This window comes from Nocardia suismassiliense, assembly GCF_900269665.1.
GTDB lineage: Bacteria > Actinomycetota > Actinomycetes > Mycobacteriales > Mycobacteriaceae > Nocardia > Nocardia suismassiliense.
On record NZ_LT985361.1, the window covers coordinates 1,147,408 to 1,164,733 of the forward strand.

The following is a 17,326-nucleotide window of genomic DNA, read 5'->3' on the forward strand; positions in this document are numbered from 1 at the left end:
CGTTCGATAGTTGTGTCCGCGAGCACAGTACCAGCGTAATCAGGTAATGCTAACCTTACCTTCAAAGACGGGCCAGCTAGAGCTTTGGAGGATCGTTGTCGACCACGGACGAACGCTTGCGGGTTGAGTATGTGACCGATCCGGCGGCAGCGATGTCCCGGCTGGCGGGGGCCGATCGGTTCGGCGAGTACGTGATGTACGAGCGACCGGGCGAGTGGGTGTTCGCGGCCGATCCGATCGGCGGCATCGAACTCGATGTCGAGGAACTGCGGGTCACCTGGGCGGGGCAGACCACCGCGACCCGCTGGGAGGGCCGCCCGGCCGGCGTCGTCGATCGGGCACTCGGCTCGCTGCCGCTCGACGGTCGCAATGCCTACGGCTGGATCGGCTTCGAGTTCTGCGCATGGGCATTCGACGCGACCCAGTACCTGGACCCGCGGACCACCCTGGTGCAGTTGATGATTCCGCGCATCGAGGTCCGGATCGGTGAGTTCGGCATCCGGGTCTCCGGTGCCACCCCGGCGGAGACCGGCGACATCCACGACCTGATCACCGAATCGCAGGAAACCGAACTGCCGCAGCCGCATCCGACGGATATCCGGCTGGACCCGACGGCTTACGCGGACCGCGTGGCCCAAGCTGTCGGTGAGATCGAGGCGAACCGCTACCAGAAGGTCATCCTGTCGCGGAAGGTCGATCTGCCGTTCGTGGTGGACATCCCCGCGACCTATCGGCTCGGTCGCGCGCACAACACGCCCGCGCGTTCGTTCCTGCTGCGGCTCGGCGGGCTCGAAGCGGCCGGGTTCAGCCCGGAGCTCGTCGCTTCCGTCGACGAGAACCGTCTGGTGACCACCGAACCGGTCGCGGGCACCCGTGCCTTCGGCCGTGGCGCGGAGATCGATATGGCGGCGCGGGCCGACCTGCTCACCGACCCCAAAGAGATCGTGGAGCACGCGATCTCGGTGCAGACTTCGTTCGCGGAGATGGCCTCGGTGTCCGATCCGGGCACCACCGCCGTCTCCGATTTCATGGCGGTGCGCGAGCGCGGCAGCGTGCAGCACCTGTCCTCCACGGTGTGCGGCAGGCTGGCCGCCGACCGGTCCAACTGGGAAGCGCTCGAGGTGTTGTTCCCCTCGGTCACCGCCTCCGGGATTCCCAAGCGCGCGGGCATCGACTCGGTGTTCCGGCTCGATCACGACCCGCGCGGGCTGTATTCCGGTGCGGTGGTGACAGTTTCGCCGAACGGCGCACTGGAGGCGACTCTGGTGCTGCGCGCGATCTATCAGAACACCGAAGGTGCCTGGTTGCGTGCGGGTGCGGGCATCGTCGCGCAGTCCAAGCCGGAGCGGGAATTCGAGGAGACCTGCGAAAAGCTCGGCAGCATCGCGCCTTACGTGGTGCGGGCGCGGTAGCGAACTCCGACCCGGCGTCGGCGCCCCATCAGCTCTCGGCGGCGCGCAGTGCCTTCTTGTCGATCTTGCCGACAGCCGTGATCGGCAGCCGATCCGAGCGGCGCAACACATCGGGCAGCTTGTACGTCGCCAAGCCGCGCGCGGCGAGGAAGGTCTTGATCTCGGCCAGGGTCGGCATCTCGCCGTCGACCACCAGTACGGCGCAGACCTTTTCACCGAGGGCCGGATCGGGCAGCCCGACGGCGGCGGCGTGCCGGACGGCCGGGTGGGTGAGCAGATGTTCCTCGAGCTCGTCGCACGAGATGTTCTCGCCGCCGCGATTGATGACATCTTTGATCCGGCCGGAGACCACCAGGTGCCCGCTGGGCAACCGGCGCACCAGGTCGCCGCTGCGGTAGTAACCGTCGGGGGTGAAGGCGCGGGCGTTGTGCTCGGGCGCACGGTAGTAACCGCGAATGGTGTACGGACCCTTGGTGAGCAGTTCACCCTCCGCGCCCGGTGTGACGTCATTGCCTGCCGCGTCGACGATCCGGATCTCGTCGGCGGGGGACAGCGGCCGGCCCTGTGTGGTGTGCAACAGCTCGTCGGCGTCGTCGAGCCTGGTGAAGTTGAGTAGTCCCTCCGCCATGCCGAACACCTGCTGCAGGGTGGCGCCGAGTGCGGGGCCCACCTCGCGGGCGTTGACCTCGGCGAGCCTGGCGCCGCCGACCTGGAGCAGTCGCAGCGAGCTCAGGTCGGCCGCCTCCCATTCGGTTGCGGCACACCACAGCTGAGCCAGCGGCGGCACCACGGCGGTCACCGTGACGCCGTGCCGTTCGATGGTCGCGAACGCGCTCTCCGGACTGGGATCGGTGACGAAGGCGATCGCGCCGCCGACGCTTACCGTGCCGAGGATGCCCGGGCAGGCCAGCGGAAAGTTGTGCGCCGCGGGCAAAGTCGCGAGATAGACGTCGTCCTCGGTGAGCGCGCACACCTCGGCGCTAGCCGTGGCGTTGTAGGCGTAGTCGTCGTGCGTGCGGGCGATCAGCTTCGGCAGGCCCGTGGTGCCGCCGGAGACCAGCATCAACGCGATATCGCCCGGATCGATCTCCGGTAGTGCACCGCCCTCGCGCGGTATCGAACTCAGATCGATGCCGGACCCCGGCTCGCCGAGCACCAGCACGTGCCGCAGCGAGGGCACCGACTCCCGCACGGCGGCGGCCAGCTCCCGGTAGTCGAAATCGCCGAGCTGATCGATGACGATGTAGGCGACGGCCTCGGAAAGCGCTGCCAGATGCTCGATTTCGGCCCGCCGGTGCGCGGGCAGGGTCAGTACCGGAATGATCCCGGCGCGCAGTAGGCCGAACAGTACGGTCAGGAACTCCGGCACGTTCGGCAGCTGGACCACCACCCGGTCGCCGGGCGCGATGCCCAGCGTCAGCAGTCCGTGCGCCATCCGGTCGGCCTCGGCGTCCAGCCAGGCATAACTGCGTGTGGCCTCGGTATCGAGCAGCGCGGGCCGGTGCGGATGCCGCCGTGCCGTCTCCCGCAACAGGTCACCCAGCGCGCGCCCGCGCCAGTACCCGGCCGCCCGATACGCCTCGCCCGCCGCGGTGGGGAAGGGCACATATCCGTCGCGATGCGGGGTGGATGTCGAAGTCACGGTCTGCCTCACAGGTAGCTCACGCCGATCCCGGCGAATATAGGTAAGGCAACCCTATCTCAATGCGATACGCTCGATCGAGCAGTCTCGATCCGCCGGACACGGCGGCGACCAAGGAGTGACAGCGCCAGATGGAGCCAGCACAGCGACCGGGGGACGGGGCGGAACGTAAGGACAGCGCAGCCAGGGGACCGGTGATCGCGCGCGCCGACATCCGCGCCGCCCTCGCCGAGCACCTCGGCGTGCCCGCCGACGCGATCGACGACAACGCCGACCTCATCCAGCTGGGCCTGGACTCCATCCGCACCATGAAGCTGGCCGGCGGTTGGCGCAAGCGCGGCGCCGAAATCAACTTCGCCCAACTCGCCGCCGCGCCGACGGTCGCGCAATGGGCGCACCTGCTCGGGGCCGACGACGAGATTGCCGCGGACCCCGAGGTCGCCGAGACGCTGGATCTCGTCGCGGTACCCGAGGATGAATCCGCCCCCTTCCCGCTGGCGACGATGCAGCATGCCTACTGGATCGGTCGCTCGGACGAGCAGGATCTCGGGGGTATCGCCGCGCACCTGTACGTCGAATTCGACGGCACCGCAGTCGACCCCGTGCGGCTCGAGCGCGCGGTCGGTGAACTCGTTGCCGCACATCCGATGCTGCGCACCAGGTTTCTGCCGGACGGCACGCAGCAGACCATGGCAGCGGCCGGGCGCCCGGTCTTCTCGGTGGTCGATCTGCGCGGAGTCTTCGGCGACGCGGCCGAGGCGGAACTGATTCGCCTGCGCGACAGCAAAACACACCAGCGGCTGGCGATCGAGGACGGTCAGGTACTGGATGTGACGCTCAGCCTGCTCGCCGACGACCGGACCCGGCTGCACCTCGATGTCGACATGCTGGCCGGTGACGCGATGAGCTACCGGGTGCTGATCGCCGATCTCGCCGAGCTGTACCACGGCGCGACGTTGCCGCCGCAGGGCTACAGCTATCGGCGCTACCGCACCGAGCGCCCGATGGACACCGCCGCGTGGGAGCGGGATCGGCAGTGGTGGCAGCAGCGGCTGCCCGAGCTGCCGGGCGCACCCGAGCTGCCGACGATTCCGGTCAGTGAACGCACCGACCCGCACCGCACTGTCCGCTACGACTACTGGCTCGCACCGGAGGCGAAGCAGCGCCTGCTGGCCGCCGCCCATGCCCGCGGCATCACCCCGGCGATGGCGTTGGCCGCGGTGTTCGCCGAGACCATCGGCGGCTGGTCGGCGCAGAGCCGGTTCCTGCTGAATGTGCCGCTGTTCCATCGGGAGCCGGTGCATCCGGACGTGGAGCGCGTCATCGGCGATTTCACCTCGTCGATCATGCTCGAGGTGGACGTCAGCGCGGATGTGACGGTAACGGAGCGGGCCAAGGCTTTACAGCGCGCCATGCACGAAAGTGGCGCGCACACCGCGTATTCGGGCTTGGAGGTGCTGCGCGATCTGGGGCGGCAGCGCGGCGAGCCGGTGCTGGCGCCCATCGTCTACACCAGCGCATTGAACCTGGGCGAGTTGTTCGCCGAGTCGGTGACCGACATCTTCGGCGAGCCCGTCTGGATCATCTCGCAGGGCCCGCAGGTCTTGCTGGACGCGCAGGTCACCGAGGTGCGCGGCGGACTCCTGCTCAACTGGGACGTGCGGGAATCGGCCTTCCCCGCGGGAATGGTCGACGCCATGTTCGCCAGCTACACCGACGCCATCGGCAGGGTCGCGGGCTCCGCCGGTTGGGATGCCGAAGCCGCTGTGCGCCTGCCGGTCGCGCAGGCTTCGGTGCGCGCCGCGGTGAACGCGACGGACGGACCGGTCAGCGGCCGCGCACTGCACGAGGGCTTCTTCCAGCACGCCATCGCCACCCCCGATTCTCCCGCGGTGCTGTGGGGTGTCGACAGTGGCTGGACTTATCGCGAACTGGCCGACCAGGCGCTCGCTGTGGCAGGAGCATTGCGAGACAACGGAGTTCGACAGGGTCAGACGGTCGCGGTACAACTGCCTAAGGGACCCGACCAGATCCTGGCCGTGCTCGGCGTGCTGGCCGCCGGCGCCTGCTACCTCCCGATCGGATTCGACCAGCCGGTCGGGCGCCGCGCGGAGATCCTGCGCACCGGCGACGTGGTCGCGGCACTCACCGCCGACGGCGCGGACCTGGGCCGCACCGAGATCACCTGCCTGCCGCTGTCCATGGCGCGCGACCATGCGAACCCGCTGCCGGAACCGGTGATTCCGGAAACGGACGCGATCGCCTACGTGCTGTTCACCTCCGGCTCCACCGGCGTGCCGAAGGGTGTCGACGTGCCGCACAGCGCCGCGATGAACACCATCGACGCGGTGAACAGCTGGTTCGAGGTCGGCGCGCACGACCGGGTACTCGGGCTCTCCGCGCTGGAGTTCGATGCCTCGGTCTACGACATGTTCGGCATGTTCTCGGTGGGCGGCGCCGTGGTCGCACTGGACGCCGAGCAGCGCGCGGAAGCCACCACCTGGGTGGAACAGCTTCGGCGCCATCGGGTCTCGATCCTCAACTGTGTGCCCAGCATGCTGGACATGATCCTGGACGTCGGCGGCGACCAGCTCGGCGATTCGCTGCGCGCGGTAACCCTGGGTGGCGACTGGGTCGGCGCCGATTTGGCGCGCAGGCTCGCCCGCCAGGTGCCCGGCTGCCGTTTCGCCGGCCTCGGCGGTGCCACCGAAACCGCCATCCACAACACCATTTGCGAGGTCACCGACCCGCCCGAGCACTGGACGACGGTGCCCTTCGGGGTCCCGCTGCGCAATGTGCGTTGCCGGGTCGTCAACGCGGCGGGTCGCGACTGCCCCGACTGGGTGCCCGGCGAATTCTGGGTCGGCGGTGCGAATGTCGCGGCGGGCTACCGCAACGATCCGGAGCGGACCGCCGAACGTTTCGTCCTGCACAACGACGTCCGCTGGTACCGCACCGGCGACCTGGCGCGGTACTGGCCGGACGGCACCATCGAGTTCCTCGGCCGCGCCGACCATCAGGTGCAGCTCCGTGGCTACCGGGTGGAACTCGGTGAGGTGGAGAGCGGACTACGCAGCGCCCCCGGTGTCCGGCATGCGGTGGCCGCCGTAGTGGGCGGCGCGGCACCGAAACTCGTCGCCGCCGTCGCCGGCGCGACCGGCAGCGCCGACGAGATCGTCGCAGCTGTCTCGGACCTGTTGCCCGGCTACATGATTCCGTCCAGGATCGAGCTCCTCGATCGAATGCCTTTGACCGACAACGGAAAGCTGGATCGCCGCGCCGTACTTGCCCTGCTCGAACCAGCAGGCACCGAAGCACGCGACGCCGCGCCGAGCGGACCGCTGGAAGCGGCGCTGGCCGCGATCGTCGCGGAAGTGCTCGGCTTGGCGAAGATCGGCGTGCACGACGACTTCTTCGCGGCGGGCGGCGATTCGGTGCTGGCGACCACGGCCATCGCCCGCGTGCGCGAATGGCTCGACGTGGACCACGCGCTGGTGGCCGATTTGCTGATCGGCCGCACCGTCGCCGACCTCGCCCAGCGGCTCACGGCCAGGGAAACCGACCTCGGCACCCCCGGCCGATTGCACGGCGTCGCTGAGCTTTACCTGGAGGTCGCCGCGATGAGCGACGACGAGGTGCTTGCTCGGGCCTGAGCCGGTAGCCGGTTTAGACTCGCCGGTATGAGCAGGTGGGATACCTCGTCGATGCCCGATCAGACCGGTCGCACGTTCATCGTGACCGGCGCGAACAGCGGGCTGGGGGCGGCCACGGTGCGCGCGCTGGCGGGGGCCGGTGCGCAGGTGGTGCTCGCCTGCCGGAACGTGGCCAAGGGGGAGCAGGTGGCCGCGCCGTTCGGTGACCGCGCGGTGGTGCGCAAGCTGGATCTCGCGGATCTGGCGTCGGTGCGGGAGTTCGCCGCGGCGGCGGAACCGGCCGATGTGCTGATCAACAACGCGGGCGTGATGGCGCTGCCGGAGCTGCGCACCGCCGACGGCTTCGAAATGCAGGTCGGCACCAACCATCTCGGGCACTTCGCGTTGACCGGGCTGCTGCTGGACAAGATCTCGGAGCGGATCATCACCGTCGCCAGCGGCGCGCACACCATCGGCAAGATCGATCTGGACGACCTCAACTGGGAGCGCCGCAAATACCAGCGCTGGGCCGCGTACGGGCAGGCGAAGCTGGCCAACCTGATGTTCGCCTACGAACTGCAGCGCAAGCTGACCGCGGCGGGTTCGCCGAAGATCTCCGTCGCCGCCCATCCCGGGTATGCCTCGACCGAGTTGCAGTCGCACACCGAGTCGATCCTGGACGCGGTGATGTGGCTCGGCAACCTGGTGCTCGCGCAGAACGCCGAAATGGGTGCGCTGCCAACGCTGTACGCCGCCACGGCGGACGTCGAACCGGGCGGCTACTACGGTCCGACCGGCCTGCGCGGTTTGCGCGGCTACCCCGGTGTCTCCGGTTCGTCCAAGGCGTCGCGGGACACCGATGTCGCCCGCGCACTGTGGGAACTGTCGGAGAAGCTGACCGGCGTCACCTACGACTTCGCGAAGTGAACGCCTGCCGCGTCAGCTGAGGATGTGCAGGTCGTAGAACAACTGGTAGCGGCTCGGATCATCCGGCAGGAACCAGTGGAAGCCTTCCAGCGCGAAGACCGCAACAAGGTTGATCGCCAGCACGATGCCGAGGAACCACAGCGCGATCAGTCCGATCAGTCGATGCGGGGTCGCCGGGATCGTGCGCGCCGCGGTGCCGTGGGAAAACGACAGCAGCGCACCGGCGGTCGCGATCGCGGCGACGAAAAGGATGAGGGCCCAGACGTATAGGTGCAGACCGAGCACCGGCGCACCGTAGCCGGGGTCGCCGGGCAGGATGTGCAGCATGGTCTGCCGCCAGGACGTGAATCCGCCTGCGACACAGCCGACTATGGCCAGGCCCCAACCCATCGCGTAGTCGCGGGCGGCGATCACCCCGGTCATACCCTTGCGCACGATGGCCGCGGCGCCCAGCGCGGCGAGCGCCATGAACATGCGCTGCACCATGCACAGTGGGCACGGATAATCCCAGCTGCCGAACTGCACGCCGAGCCCGCCGCAGATCACGCCGGTCCAGCCCACCACGAAGAGCACGGCCAGCCAGTACTGCAGCTGTCCTGCAATGGTTTCCGTCGTACGGACGGGCACGGTCTCGGTGGCCATCAGTAGTTCAGGCCGAGGCCGAGTCCGCCGGTGATGTGGTGCGCCATCAGCAGCAGCGTGGCGATCAGCAGCACCCACCAGGCGCCGAGCACCATCCGCCGGGAGCGCTGCCCGCACAGGATGACCAGGACCGCAAGCAGGCCGCCGAAGATGAGCGTATCCATAGCTGAAGAACATTACTCGGGTCTGGGGAGGCGGCTCGTGGACACGCCGCGCCCCGAGCTGCGACGATCGATCGAAATCGGGAGTGGCCCAAGTCACGTGCGCCGCCGAGTCACACTCCGCCGACCCGTGTCGTCGTCTCTGTGCAGACGCAGAACAACGAAGGAAGGCACCCCATGGAACCCCGCTTCAACCTCCACGCCAACGCCATCGCCGCCAGCTTCGCCAAGCGGCTTGTCACGGCGTCCAAGGTCATCAACGACTCCGGCCTGCCCGCCGCCACCTACGAACTGGTGAAGATCCGCGCCAGCCAGATCAACGGCTGCGGCTACTGCACCGACATGCACACCAAGGACGCCGCACACGCCGGTGAAACCTCCGTGCGGCTCAATCTGGTCGCCGCTTGGCGCGAGGCCACTGTGTTCACCGAGGCCGAGCGGGCCGCGCTCGCGCTCGCCGAGGAGGCCACCCGGATCGGCGACGGCCGCGATGTCAGCGACACGGTCTGGCAGGAGGTGCGCAAGCACTACGACGACGACCAGATCGCCGCGCTGATCGCCGCCATCGCGATGATCAACGCCTGGAACCGGATGAACGTCATCGCCCGCACCCCGGCCGGCGACTACGTGCCCGGTCAGTGGGGCTGAGCTGGTGCCACTGCCGCCGCGCACCGAACGTCAGGCCGGCGTTCGGTGCGCCCCGCGATATGTGCGAGCGGCCCGCACTGTGCGATACGGCACGGTCCCCGCTCCCCTCGGTACCTGCCTGGTACAGTCCCTGACGTGCAGCGCGTGTATTTCTGGTTTAGCAAGCCGGCCCTGGGTGGGCAGGTCTGCGGCTACCAGCTGCGCTGACGACATTCCACCCCGAGCCGGATTATGGACCGGCTCGACGGGGTTTCACGTCCGTGGGGTCGGCCGAAGAAAAGGAACCGACGACCATGACTACCGCTGCCGACATCGATGCGCGGCATTCTGATCTCGACGATCAACGCACCCTTAGTGTGAGCCCGTTGCGCTCGCCCGCCGAGGTGCGCAGTGTGCACCCGATCACCGACGGACTCGCGAACACGGTCCGCCGTGGCCGCGCGGCCACCGTGGATGTGCTCAACGGTGTGGACGACCGCCTGATGGTGATCGTCGGCCCGTGCTCGGTGCACGACCCCGCCGCCGCCCTCGACTACGCGCGCCGCCTGGCCGCCAAGGCCGCTCAGCTCGACGACCGGCTGCACGTGGTGATGCGGGTGTACTTCGAGAAGCCGCGCACCACCCTCGGCTGGAAGGGGCTGATCAACGATCCGCACCTGGACGGCTCCTTCGATGTCAACACCGGCCTCGGCTTCGGCCGCAAGCTGCTCGCCGACATCAGCGCGCTCGGCCTCCCGGTGGCCTGTGAGTTCCTCGACCCGATCACCCCGCAGTACATCGCGGACCTGGTCTCCTACGGCGCGATCGGCGCCCGCACCGCGGCCAGCCAGGTGCACCGCCAGCTGAGCAGCGCGCTGTCCATGCCGGTCGGCATCAAGAACGGCACCGACGGCGATGTGCAGGTTGCCGTGGACGGCGTGCGCGCCGCCGCGGCCAGCCACGTATTCCCCGGCACCGACCTGGACGGGCGGGCCGCGCTCATCCGTACCAGCGGCAACCCCGACTGCCACGTCATCCTGCGCGGCGGCACCTCCGGCACGAACTACGACGCGGCGTCCGTCGCCGAGGCGTGCATGCGGCTGGAGAAGGCCGGGCTGCCGCAGCGGCTGGTGGTCGACGCCAGCCACGGCAACAGCAACAAGGATCACAACAAGCAGGTCGACGTGGTCACCGATATCGCGGCCCGGCTGGCCGTCGGCGAACCCGGTGTAGTCGGCGTGATGCTGGAAAGTTTCCTCGTCGCCGGTCGGCAGGACCTGACCCTCGGCCACGCCGACGAGCTCACCTACGGCCAGTCGATCACCGACGCCTGCCTCGATTGGGACACCACCGCCCGCCAGCTCGACCGGCTCGCGGACGCGATCCAAGAGCGCCGTAACCTCTGACCGCCGTGCTGTTTTCAGCTTCCCGCCCGGAGACCGCGGCGGGAAGCTGACAGCCGCAGCGCACGATCGATCACCGGGCCAGCAACCTCGAAGTGGACCGAGACGCGTCGGCGCGGGTGCGTGACGATCGACTGTGTGATCGAAATGGCGGCGGTGTTCGGGGTAGCGGTGGTGGCGTTGGGGTTGGTGCTGACGCCGGGGCCGAACATGATGTATCTGGTTTCTCGGACGGTGTCGCAGGGACGGCGCGCCGGGCTGGTATCGCTGGGCGGTGTCGCGGCGGGTTTCGCGGTGTATCTGATCGCAGCCGCGGTCGGGATCACGGCGGTGTTCGCGGTGGTGCCCGGGTTGTATCTCGCGGTGAAGCTGGCCGGCGCGGCCTATCTGCTGTGGTTGGCCTGGCAGGCGTTGCGGCCCGGCGGGACTTCGGTATTCGCGCCCTCGGCGTTGGCTCCGGATCCGGCGCGGCGGTTGTTCACGATGGGGTTCGTCACCAACCTGCTGAATCCGAAGATCGCGATCATGTACATGGCGCTGATCCCGCAGTTCGTGGCGCCCGATCAGGGACAGGTCTGGCTGCAGAGCCTGTGCCTCGGGCTGGTGCAGATCGCGGTGGCGTTGACGGTGAACGGGCTGATCGTGCTCGGCGCGGGCAGCATCTCCAACTTCCTCACCGGCCGCCCACTCTGGCTCCGCACCCAGCGGTACGTCATGGGCACCATGCTCGGCACCATCGCGGTCCTCGTCGCTACCGATCGCGCCCGTCCCGTTCCGGCCTGACGCCGCGACCCGTCTCAGCCGCGCCTGTCGGTGCGGTATGTGTGGCGGGATATGACACGGTGAGCGGCATGGTGGATTTCGGTGCGGGGGTGTCGGCCGCTCACTTCGGGCTCTCGGTCGATGCGGTGCAGCATATCGGCGAGTTGTTCGGGGTTTTCGCGTTCGCGAGTTCGGGTGCGCTGCTGGCCGTCCGGCGCGATTTCGACATCTTCGGCATCCTGGTGCTCGCGTGCGCCACCGCGCTCGGCGGCGGCATCATCCGGGATCTGCTGATCGGCCGCACACCGCCCGCCGCGTTCGTCGACCTCAGCTATCTGTACACGGCGATGCTGGCCGCGGCGGTGATCTTCTTCTGGCATCCGTCGCGGCGGCTGACCCGCGGTCCGCTCGAGGTCGCCGACGCCTTCGGGCTCGGCTTGTTCTGCGTGACCGGGACGGTCATCGCCTACTCCCGCGGCCTCGGTGCGCCCTCGGCGGCGTTGCTCGGCCTGGTCACCGCGATCGGCGGCGGCGTGATCCGGGATCTGCTCGGCGGGCAGACGCCGAATGTGCTTCGGCCCGACCAGATCTACGCGGTGCCCGCCCTCATCGGGGCCGCCACCACTGCGACACTGCTGCACTTCGGCGTCTATCAGGCGTGGACCGGGGCGCTGGCCGCGCTCGGCGCCATCGTCTTCCGTTTGCTCGCGCTGCGCTTCGGATGGCATGCGCCGCAAGCCCGTCGGTATCCACGCAGCAGGCCACCGGCCGATCCGACGCTGCCGCACCCGTCCTGATCGGAAGGCAGGACGGGTGCCGCACAACGGCTAGCGCGACAACCGATAGCGCAGCTCTGCCCACTGCCCCATATGCGTGACCTCGACGAGTTTCATTCGCGCGGACAGGATTCGGCGCGGCAGCACCGGCGCACCCGCGCCCAAGGTCACCGGCGCGATGCCGGCGATGATCTCGTCGAGCAGCCCGGCGTCGGCGAACTGACCGGCCAGGTCGCCGCCGCCGAGGACCCAGATATTCTGCTCGCCTGCGGCTGCCGCCATTTCCTTGTGCACCGACTCGACCGAGCCGGACACGAAACGCAGGTTGGCGCCCGGGATGGCAGGCAGCGTGCGATGGGTGAAGATCCAGCACGGGCGATCGCCGTAGTTCTTCGCCCAGTTCTCCGGCGGGTCGTTGGCCACGATCCACTCGTAGGTGGTCGCGCCCATGCACATCGCACCGACGTTGCCGAGAAACTCGGTGATGTGGTGCTCTGCGGAGCCGTCGGCGTCGTCGATCTGGAACAGCCAGTCGAGCGAGTTGTGCTCGTCGGCGATGTAGCCGTCGAGGCTGGTCGCGGTGAAGTATTGGGTTGCCATGCGTCATACCCTGTCAGTGAACCTTGACAGGGTATGACAGGTTTTCCGGCGGATCTCCGCGCGCGGTTCAGCCGGCCGTGCGCAGGCGGCGCACGCCTTCGTCGAGCGTCTCGTCGCGTTTGCAGAAGGTGAAGCGCACCAGCTGGCTCCAGGCCGCGGCATCGTCGGCGAAAACGCTGACCGGGACCGCGGCGACGCCGAGCCGCTTGGGCAGCTTGCGGCAGAAGGCGAGACCGTCGGACGCGCCGAGGGCCGTGATGTCGCCGCACACGAAGTAGCCACCCGCACTGGACTTCACGCCGAACCCGGTGTCGGCGAGTGCCGCGGAAAGGCGAAGACGCCGGTCGGACAACGTGTCCCGCAGTCCGGCGACCCACTCGAGCTCGTGGTTCAGCGCGTGCGCGACCGCGGGCTGGAACGGCCCGCCCGCGACGAAGGTCATGAACTGCTTGGCGGCCAGCACACCGTCGATCAGCCCCGCCGGGCCACACGCCCACCCGGTCTTCCAGCCCGTGACGTTGAAAGTCTTTGCCGCACTGGACACCACGATGGTGCGCTCGGCCATGCCGGGCAGCGTGGCCAGGCTGATGTGCTCGACGCCGTCATAGACGAGATGTTCGTAGACCTCATCGGTGAGCACCAAAATATCGTGCTCGCAGGCGATTTCGGCGATCGCCTGGAGGTCGGCGCGGCCGAGCACTGTGCCGGTCGGGTTGTGCGGGGAATTGACGATCAGCATCTTGGTCGCCGGGGTGATCGCGGCGCGCAGGCTGTCCAGGTCGAGCACGAACCGATCGCCGTCGGCGACCAGCCGCGCGGTGCGTCGTTGCGCACCCGCCAAAGCGACTGCGGCGGCGTAGGAGTCGTAGTACGGCTCGATCAACACCACCTCCGACCCCGGCTCCACCAGGCCGAGCACGGCGGCGCTGATCGCCTCGGTCGCCCCGACGGTCACCAGCACCTGGGTGTCGGGATCGTAGTGGGTGCCGTAGCGGCGGGCCCGGTCGTCGGCGATCGCCCGCCGCAGCACCGGCATGCCGCGCCCCGGCGGGTACTGGTTGAGACCGTCGGCAATGGCCTGCCTGGCGACCTCGAGCATGCCGGCGGGCCCGTCGGTGTCGGGAAAACCCTGGCCAAGGTTGACCGCGTCGTACCGGACGGCGAGCTCGGTCATCTCGGCGAAGATGGTGGCGGCGAACGGGCGCAGTCGAGCAACGGTGGCGGGTTGCGGAGGCATGTTCGGAGACTAGCTCAGCATTCGTGGTGTGAATCCGGCCACATCGGGGGTCGACGGATCGGTACCCGGTCTGCTACGGCAGGCCGGGTACGAGCTCAACCCAATCGGATGCCGGTGAGCTTGGCCGGGTTCGCGAGATCGTAAGTGCCCCACACCAGTCCGTCGCACACCGTAAAGCCCATGACCCGAGCGGGATGCCCGTCCCCCGCAGCGACCACCAACCCCAGTTGTCCATTGACCGAAGCGAATTCGTAGTCGTACGCCGGCTCCACGTCGGTGCCGTCCAATCCGTACTTGCGAACCAGCCCGAGGTAGAACCGCGCGATCCGGTCCGCGCCGCGCAGGATGTTCACCGCGGTCGACGTGGTCCCGTCGGCGTCGCCGATCACCACCGAATCCGGGTGCAGGGCAGCGGTTACCGCGCCGACGTCACCGGACCGCAGCGCCGTCAGGAACCGCTGCACCGCGACCTCGTGCTCGGCGTCCGGCACCGGCGGCGGTGTCTGCGCCACGGCCTTGCGCGCCCGCACCGCGAGCTGCCTGGCGGCGTCGGGGGATACCTCGAGGATCTCGGCGATTTCGTCGAACGGCACCGCAAGCCCGTCGTGCAGCACGAAAGCCACCCGCTGCGGCGGGGTCAGACTGTCCAGCACCACCATGGCCGCGAGGCGGTATTCCTGCCTGCGCACCACCGTCTCCAACAGGTCCGGCGTGCTGGACGGTGTGCGCCCGGTCACCACCGGCTCCGGCAGCCATTGCCCCACATAGCTTTCCCGGCGCACCGCGGCGCTGCGCAGCCGGTCCAGGCAGATGCGGCTCACCACGGTCGTCAGCCAGGCCCGCGGGTCGTCGATTTCGGATTGCCGGGCGCCCGCCAGGCGCAGCCAGCTCTCCTGTACCGCGTCCTCGGCGTCGCCGACGCTGCCCGTCAGCCGATACGCGACCGAGAGCAGATGCGCTCGATGTGATTCGAACAATCCGGCAAGCAGAGCGGCAACCATCACCGAGATTCTACGAGCTCCCGGCGGGTCGATTTACCGCGGTGCCGCCGACCGAACACGCGGTAAACCCGATGATCCCACCGGGCGATTCGTGACAACATGACTCGATGGACGCACAAGCGCTGTCGAACGGAACCGTCTGGCTCTCCATCCCCACCGAGGCGGACATCGACGTCATCACCGAGTGCTGTCAGGACCCGTCCATCGGCGAGTGGGTGACCATCCCGGTGCCCTATACCCGCGACAATGCCCAGACCTTCATCGACGACATCGTCCGCCCCGGCTGGGCGGGCCACAGCCCCACCTGGGCGCTGCGCCTGTCCGCGGACGGCCCCGTCGTCGGCATGATCGGTCTCGGCGAACGCGACGAGTCGTCCGCCGAGATCGGCTACTGGCTGGCCCCGGGCGCACGGTCGCGCGGCCTGATGACCCAGGCCGTGAACCTGGTCTGCGACTACGGCTTCCGCCCCGCCGGCCTGGCCTTGCAGCGCATCAGCTGGCGCGCCTTCGTCGGCAACTACGCCTCCGCCGCGGTCGCCCGGCGGGCCGGCTTCCACTCCGAGGGCCTGTCCCGTCAGGGCAGCCTGCAGCGCGGCCGCCGCCGCGACCACTGGCTGGCCGCCCGCCTGCCCACCGACCCGCCGGGCCCCGCCCTCGACTGGCCCGCGGAGTTCCACCGCACCCTCGAACAGACCCCTCGACCGCACTGAGCCGACCGGCGCCGAGTCCACGATTGTGGTGGTCAGGGACCCGGCCGTGCCGGGCTGTCGGAGGTCTCAGGGAGAATGGTCCGGAATCGACGCGAGGAGGGGCTGTGACGGACGGTCCGCTGATTGTGCAGAGCGACAAGACGCTGCTGTTGGAGGTCGACCACGAGTTGGCCGACGCGGCGCGGCAGGCCATCGCGCCGTTCGCCGAGTTGGAGCGGGCGCCCGAGCATGTGCACACCTACCGGGTGACCCCGCTGGCGCTGTGGAACGCGCGGGCGGCCGGGCACGACGCCGAGCAGGTGGTGGACGCGCTGGTCAGCTTCTCCCGGTACGCGGTGCCGCAGCCGTTGCTGGTGGACATCGTGGACACGATGGCGCGCTACGGGCGGTTGCAGCTGGTCAAGCATCCGGCGCACGGCCTGGTACTGGTCAGCCTGGACCGGGCGGTGCTGGAGGAAGTACTGCGGCACAAGAAGCTGGCGCCGATGTTCGGGGCCCGCCTCGACGACGACACGGTGATCGTGCACGGTTCCGAGCGCGGCCGGATCAAGCAGATGCTGCTGAAGATCGGCTGGCCCGCCGAGGACCTGGCCGGGTACGTCGACGGCGAGGCGCACCCGATCGAACTGGACTACTCCGACGACAAGTGGCACCTGCGCGACTACCAGGAAATGGCCGCCGACTCGTTCTGGGCGGGCGGGTCCGGCGTGGTGGTGCTGCCGTGTGGCGCGGGCAAGACGATGGTCGGCGCCGCGGCGATGGCCAAGGCCAAGGCGACCACGCTCATCCTGGTCACCAACACCGTCGCGGGCAGGCAGTGGCGGCGCGAGCTGCTGGCGCGCACCTCGCTGACCGAGGAGGAGATCGGCGAATACTCCGGCGAGCGCAAGGAGATCCGCCCGGTCACCATCGCGACCTATCAGGTGATCACCCGGCGCACCAAGGGCGAGTACAAGCACCTCGAGCTGTTCGACAGCCGCGACTGGGGCCTGGTCATCTACGACGAGGTGCATCTGCTGCCCGCGCCGGTCTTCCGGATGACCGCCGATCTGCAGTCGCGCCGCCGTCTCGGCCTGACCGCGACGCTGGTCCGCGAGGACGGCCGCGAGGGCGACGTCTTCTCGCTGATCGGCCCGAAGCGCTACGACGCGCCGTGGAAGGACATCGAGGCGCAGGGCTGGATCGCCCCCGCCGAGTGCATCGAGGTGCGGGTGACGCTCACCGATGCCGAGCGGATGTCCTACGCGACCGCCGAGCCGGAGGAGCGCTACAAGCTGTGCTCCACCGCGCGCACGAAAATCCCGGTGGTGCAGTCGATCCTGGCCAAGCACACGGACGCGCCGACCCTGGTGATCGGCGCTTACCTGGACCAGCTGGACGAACTCGGCGCGGCGCTCAACGCGCCGGTGATCCAGGGCTCGACGAAAACCAAAGAGCGCGAAGAGCTCTTCGAGGCGTTCCGGCAGGGCGAGATCCCGGTGCTGGTGGTGAGCAAGGTGGCCAACTTCTCCATCGATCTGCCGGAAGCGTCGGTCGCGGTGCAGGTTTCGGGCACCTTCGGCTCCAGGCAGGAGGAGGCGCAACGCCTCGGCAGGCTGCTGCGGCCGAAACACGATGGCGGCCAAGCCCATTTCTACTCGGTGGTGGCCCGGGACACCCTCGATGCCGAATATGCCGCGCACCGTCAGCGTTTTCTGGCCGAACAGGGGTATGCCTACCGCATCATGGACGCCGACGACCTGCTCGGTCCGGCCATCGGATAAGCGGAGGCTTTTCCTCCGCAAACTGTGCTAG

Annotated in this window: 15 protein-coding genes; 9 read left to right on the forward strand and 6 right to left on the reverse strand. The window is 68.8% G+C overall.

Annotated elements, in window-relative coordinates:
* Window positions 1-95 precede the first annotated feature (95 nt).
* The gene (locus DBO33_RS05275) at window positions 96-1,412 is read left to right on the forward strand and encodes a salicylate synthase (protein ID WP_107654022.1); all 1,317 of its coding nucleotides are present in this window, start codon (window positions 96-98) and stop codon (window positions 1,410-1,412) included.
* Between the two features lie 28 nt (window positions 1,413-1,440).
* Here the strand turns inward: DBO33_RS05275 and DBO33_RS05280 are convergent, their stop codons facing one another.
* Window positions 1,441-3,054, reverse strand: a complete 1,614-nt coding sequence (locus DBO33_RS05280; RefSeq protein WP_107659995.1) for a (2,3-dihydroxybenzoyl)adenylate synthase — start codon at window positions 3,052-3,054, stop codon at window positions 1,441-1,443.
* A gap of 131 nt (window positions 3,055-3,185) precedes the next feature.
* On the opposite strand from DBO33_RS05280, the gene DBO33_RS05285 reads away from it, so the two are divergent.
* Together DBO33_RS05285 and DBO33_RS05290 are read left to right on the forward strand one after the other, a co-directional pair.
* Window positions 3,186-6,707 carry a non-ribosomal peptide synthetase gene (locus tag DBO33_RS05285; RefSeq protein ID WP_107654023.1) on the forward strand — a complete coding sequence of 1,174 codons (3,522 nt, stop codon included), beginning with the start codon at window positions 3,186-3,188 and terminating at the stop codon, window positions 6,705-6,707.
* A gap of 27 nt (window positions 6,708-6,734) precedes the next feature.
* The gene (locus tag DBO33_RS05290; RefSeq protein WP_107654024.1) at window positions 6,735-7,613 is read left to right on the forward strand and encodes an oxidoreductase; all 879 of its coding nucleotides are present in this window, start codon (window positions 6,735-6,737) and stop codon (window positions 7,611-7,613) included.
* A 12-nt stretch (window positions 7,614-7,625) separates the two neighbouring features.
* On the opposite strand, the gene DBO33_RS05295 is transcribed toward DBO33_RS05290, so the two are convergent.
* Together DBO33_RS05295 and DBO33_RS43500 are read right to left on the reverse strand one after the other, a co-directional pair.
* A complete protein-coding gene (locus DBO33_RS05295; RefSeq protein WP_107654025.1) occupies window positions 7,626-8,255 on the reverse strand; it encodes a disulfide bond formation protein B in 630 nt (209 codons plus the stop codon).
* Window positions 8,255-8,419 carry a DUF5993 family protein gene (locus DBO33_RS43500; protein ID WP_199856534.1) on the reverse strand — a complete coding sequence of 55 codons (165 nt, stop codon included), beginning with the start codon at window positions 8,417-8,419 and terminating at the stop codon, window positions 8,255-8,257. Before DBO33_RS43500 ends, DBO33_RS05295 begins: the two co-directional genes overlap by 1 nt.
* A 174-nt stretch (window positions 8,420-8,593) precedes the next feature.
* On the opposite strand from DBO33_RS43500, the gene DBO33_RS05300 reads away from it, so the two are divergent.
* The 4 genes from DBO33_RS05300 (at window position 8,594) to DBO33_RS05315 (ending at window position 12,005) form a co-directional block, all read left to right on the forward strand.
* Window positions 8,594-9,064: a carboxymuconolactone decarboxylase family protein gene (locus DBO33_RS05300; protein ID WP_107654026.1), complete on the forward strand. Its 471-nt coding sequence runs from the start codon at window positions 8,594-8,596 to the stop codon at window positions 9,062-9,064.
* Between the two features lie 293 nt (window positions 9,065-9,357).
* Complete coding sequence (locus DBO33_RS05305; protein WP_107659996.1) at window positions 9,358-10,449, forward strand: 3-deoxy-7-phosphoheptulonate synthase; 1,092 nt, start codon at window positions 9,358-9,360, stop codon at window positions 10,447-10,449.
* A gap of 135 nt (window positions 10,450-10,584) precedes the next feature.
* The gene (locus DBO33_RS05310) at window positions 10,585-11,229 is read left to right on the forward strand and encodes a LysE family translocator (RefSeq protein WP_107659997.1); all 645 of its coding nucleotides are present in this window, start codon (window positions 10,585-10,587) and stop codon (window positions 11,227-11,229) included.
* A gap of 68 nt (window positions 11,230-11,297) precedes the next feature.
* Window positions 11,298-12,005, forward strand: a complete 708-nt coding sequence (locus tag DBO33_RS05315) for a trimeric intracellular cation channel family protein (RefSeq protein ID WP_107659998.1) — start codon at window positions 11,298-11,300, stop codon at window positions 12,003-12,005.
* Window positions 12,006-12,035: 30 nt separating this feature from the next.
* On the opposite strand, the gene DBO33_RS05320 is transcribed toward DBO33_RS05315, so the two are convergent.
* The 3 genes from DBO33_RS05320 to DBO33_RS05330 all read right to left on the reverse strand — a co-directional run bounded on the left by DBO33_RS05320 (window position 12,036) and on the right by DBO33_RS05330 (window position 14,822).
* Entirely contained in the window at window positions 12,036-12,584 is a 549-nt protein-coding gene (locus tag DBO33_RS05320; RefSeq protein WP_107654027.1) for a dihydrofolate reductase family protein, read from the reverse strand.
* Between the two features lie 67 nt (window positions 12,585-12,651).
* Window positions 12,652-13,821: a pyridoxal phosphate-dependent aminotransferase gene (locus DBO33_RS05325; protein ID WP_107654028.1), complete on the reverse strand. Its 1,170-nt coding sequence runs from the start codon at window positions 13,819-13,821 to the stop codon at window positions 12,652-12,654.
* Between the two features lie 95 nt (window positions 13,822-13,916).
* The gene (locus DBO33_RS05330; RefSeq protein WP_107654029.1) at window positions 13,917-14,822 is read right to left on the reverse strand and encodes a sigma-70 family RNA polymerase sigma factor; all 906 of its coding nucleotides are present in this window, start codon (window positions 14,820-14,822) and stop codon (window positions 13,917-13,919) included.
* A 107-nt stretch (window positions 14,823-14,929) separates the two neighbouring features.
* Between DBO33_RS05330 and DBO33_RS05335 the strand changes: the two genes are divergently transcribed.
* Both DBO33_RS05335 and DBO33_RS05340 read left to right on the forward strand, forming a co-directional pair.
* Entirely contained in the window at window positions 14,930-15,532 is a 603-nt protein-coding gene (locus DBO33_RS05335) for a GNAT family N-acetyltransferase (protein ID WP_107654030.1), read from the forward strand.
* 104 nt (window positions 15,533-15,636) lie between these two features.
* The gene (locus DBO33_RS05340) at window positions 15,637-17,295 is read left to right on the forward strand and encodes a DNA repair helicase XPB (RefSeq protein WP_107654031.1); all 1,659 of its coding nucleotides are present in this window, start codon (window positions 15,637-15,639) and stop codon (window positions 17,293-17,295) included.
* The last annotated feature ends 31 nt before the right edge of the window (window positions 17,296-17,326 follow it).

What these genes read in the sequence shown, in the direction of transcription:
- DBO33_RS05285 (WP_107654023.1), top strand. Translation starts at nt 3,186, where the DNA reads ATGGAGCCAGCACAGCGACCGGGGGACGGGGCGGAACGTAAGGACAGC.
- DBO33_RS05290 (WP_107654024.1), top strand. Translation starts at nt 6,735, where the DNA reads ATGAGCAGGTGGGATACCTCGTCGATGCCCGATCAGACCGGTCGCACG.
- DBO33_RS05295 (WP_107654025.1), bottom strand. Translation starts at nt 8,255, where the DNA reads ATGGCCACCGAGACCGTGCCCGTCCGTACGACGGAAACCATTGCAGGA.
- DBO33_RS43500 (WP_199856534.1), bottom strand. Translation starts at nt 8,419, where the DNA reads ATGGATACGCTCATCTTCGGCGGCCTGCTTGCGGTCCTGGTCATCCTG.
- DBO33_RS05300 (WP_107654026.1), top strand. Translation starts at nt 8,594, where the DNA reads ATGGAACCCCGCTTCAACCTCCACGCCAACGCCATCGCCGCCAGCTTC.
- DBO33_RS05305 (WP_107659996.1), top strand. Translation starts at nt 9,358, where the DNA reads ATGACTACCGCTGCCGACATCGATGCGCGGCATTCTGATCTCGACGAT.
- DBO33_RS05315 (WP_107659998.1), top strand. Translation starts at nt 11,298, where the DNA reads ATGGTGGATTTCGGTGCGGGGGTGTCGGCCGCTCACTTCGGGCTCTCG.
- DBO33_RS05320 (WP_107654027.1), bottom strand. Translation starts at nt 12,584, where the DNA reads ATGGCAACCCAATACTTCACCGCGACCAGCCTCGACGGCTACATCGCC.
- DBO33_RS05325 (WP_107654028.1), bottom strand. Translation starts at nt 13,821, where the DNA reads ATGCCTCCGCAACCCGCCACCGTTGCTCGACTGCGCCCGTTCGCCGCC.
- DBO33_RS05330 (WP_107654029.1), bottom strand. Translation starts at nt 14,822, where the DNA reads ATGGTTGCCGCTCTGCTTGCCGGATTGTTCGAATCACATCGAGCGCAT.
- DBO33_RS05335 (WP_107654030.1), top strand. Translation starts at nt 14,930, where the DNA reads ATGGACGCACAAGCGCTGTCGAACGGAACCGTCTGGCTCTCCATCCCC.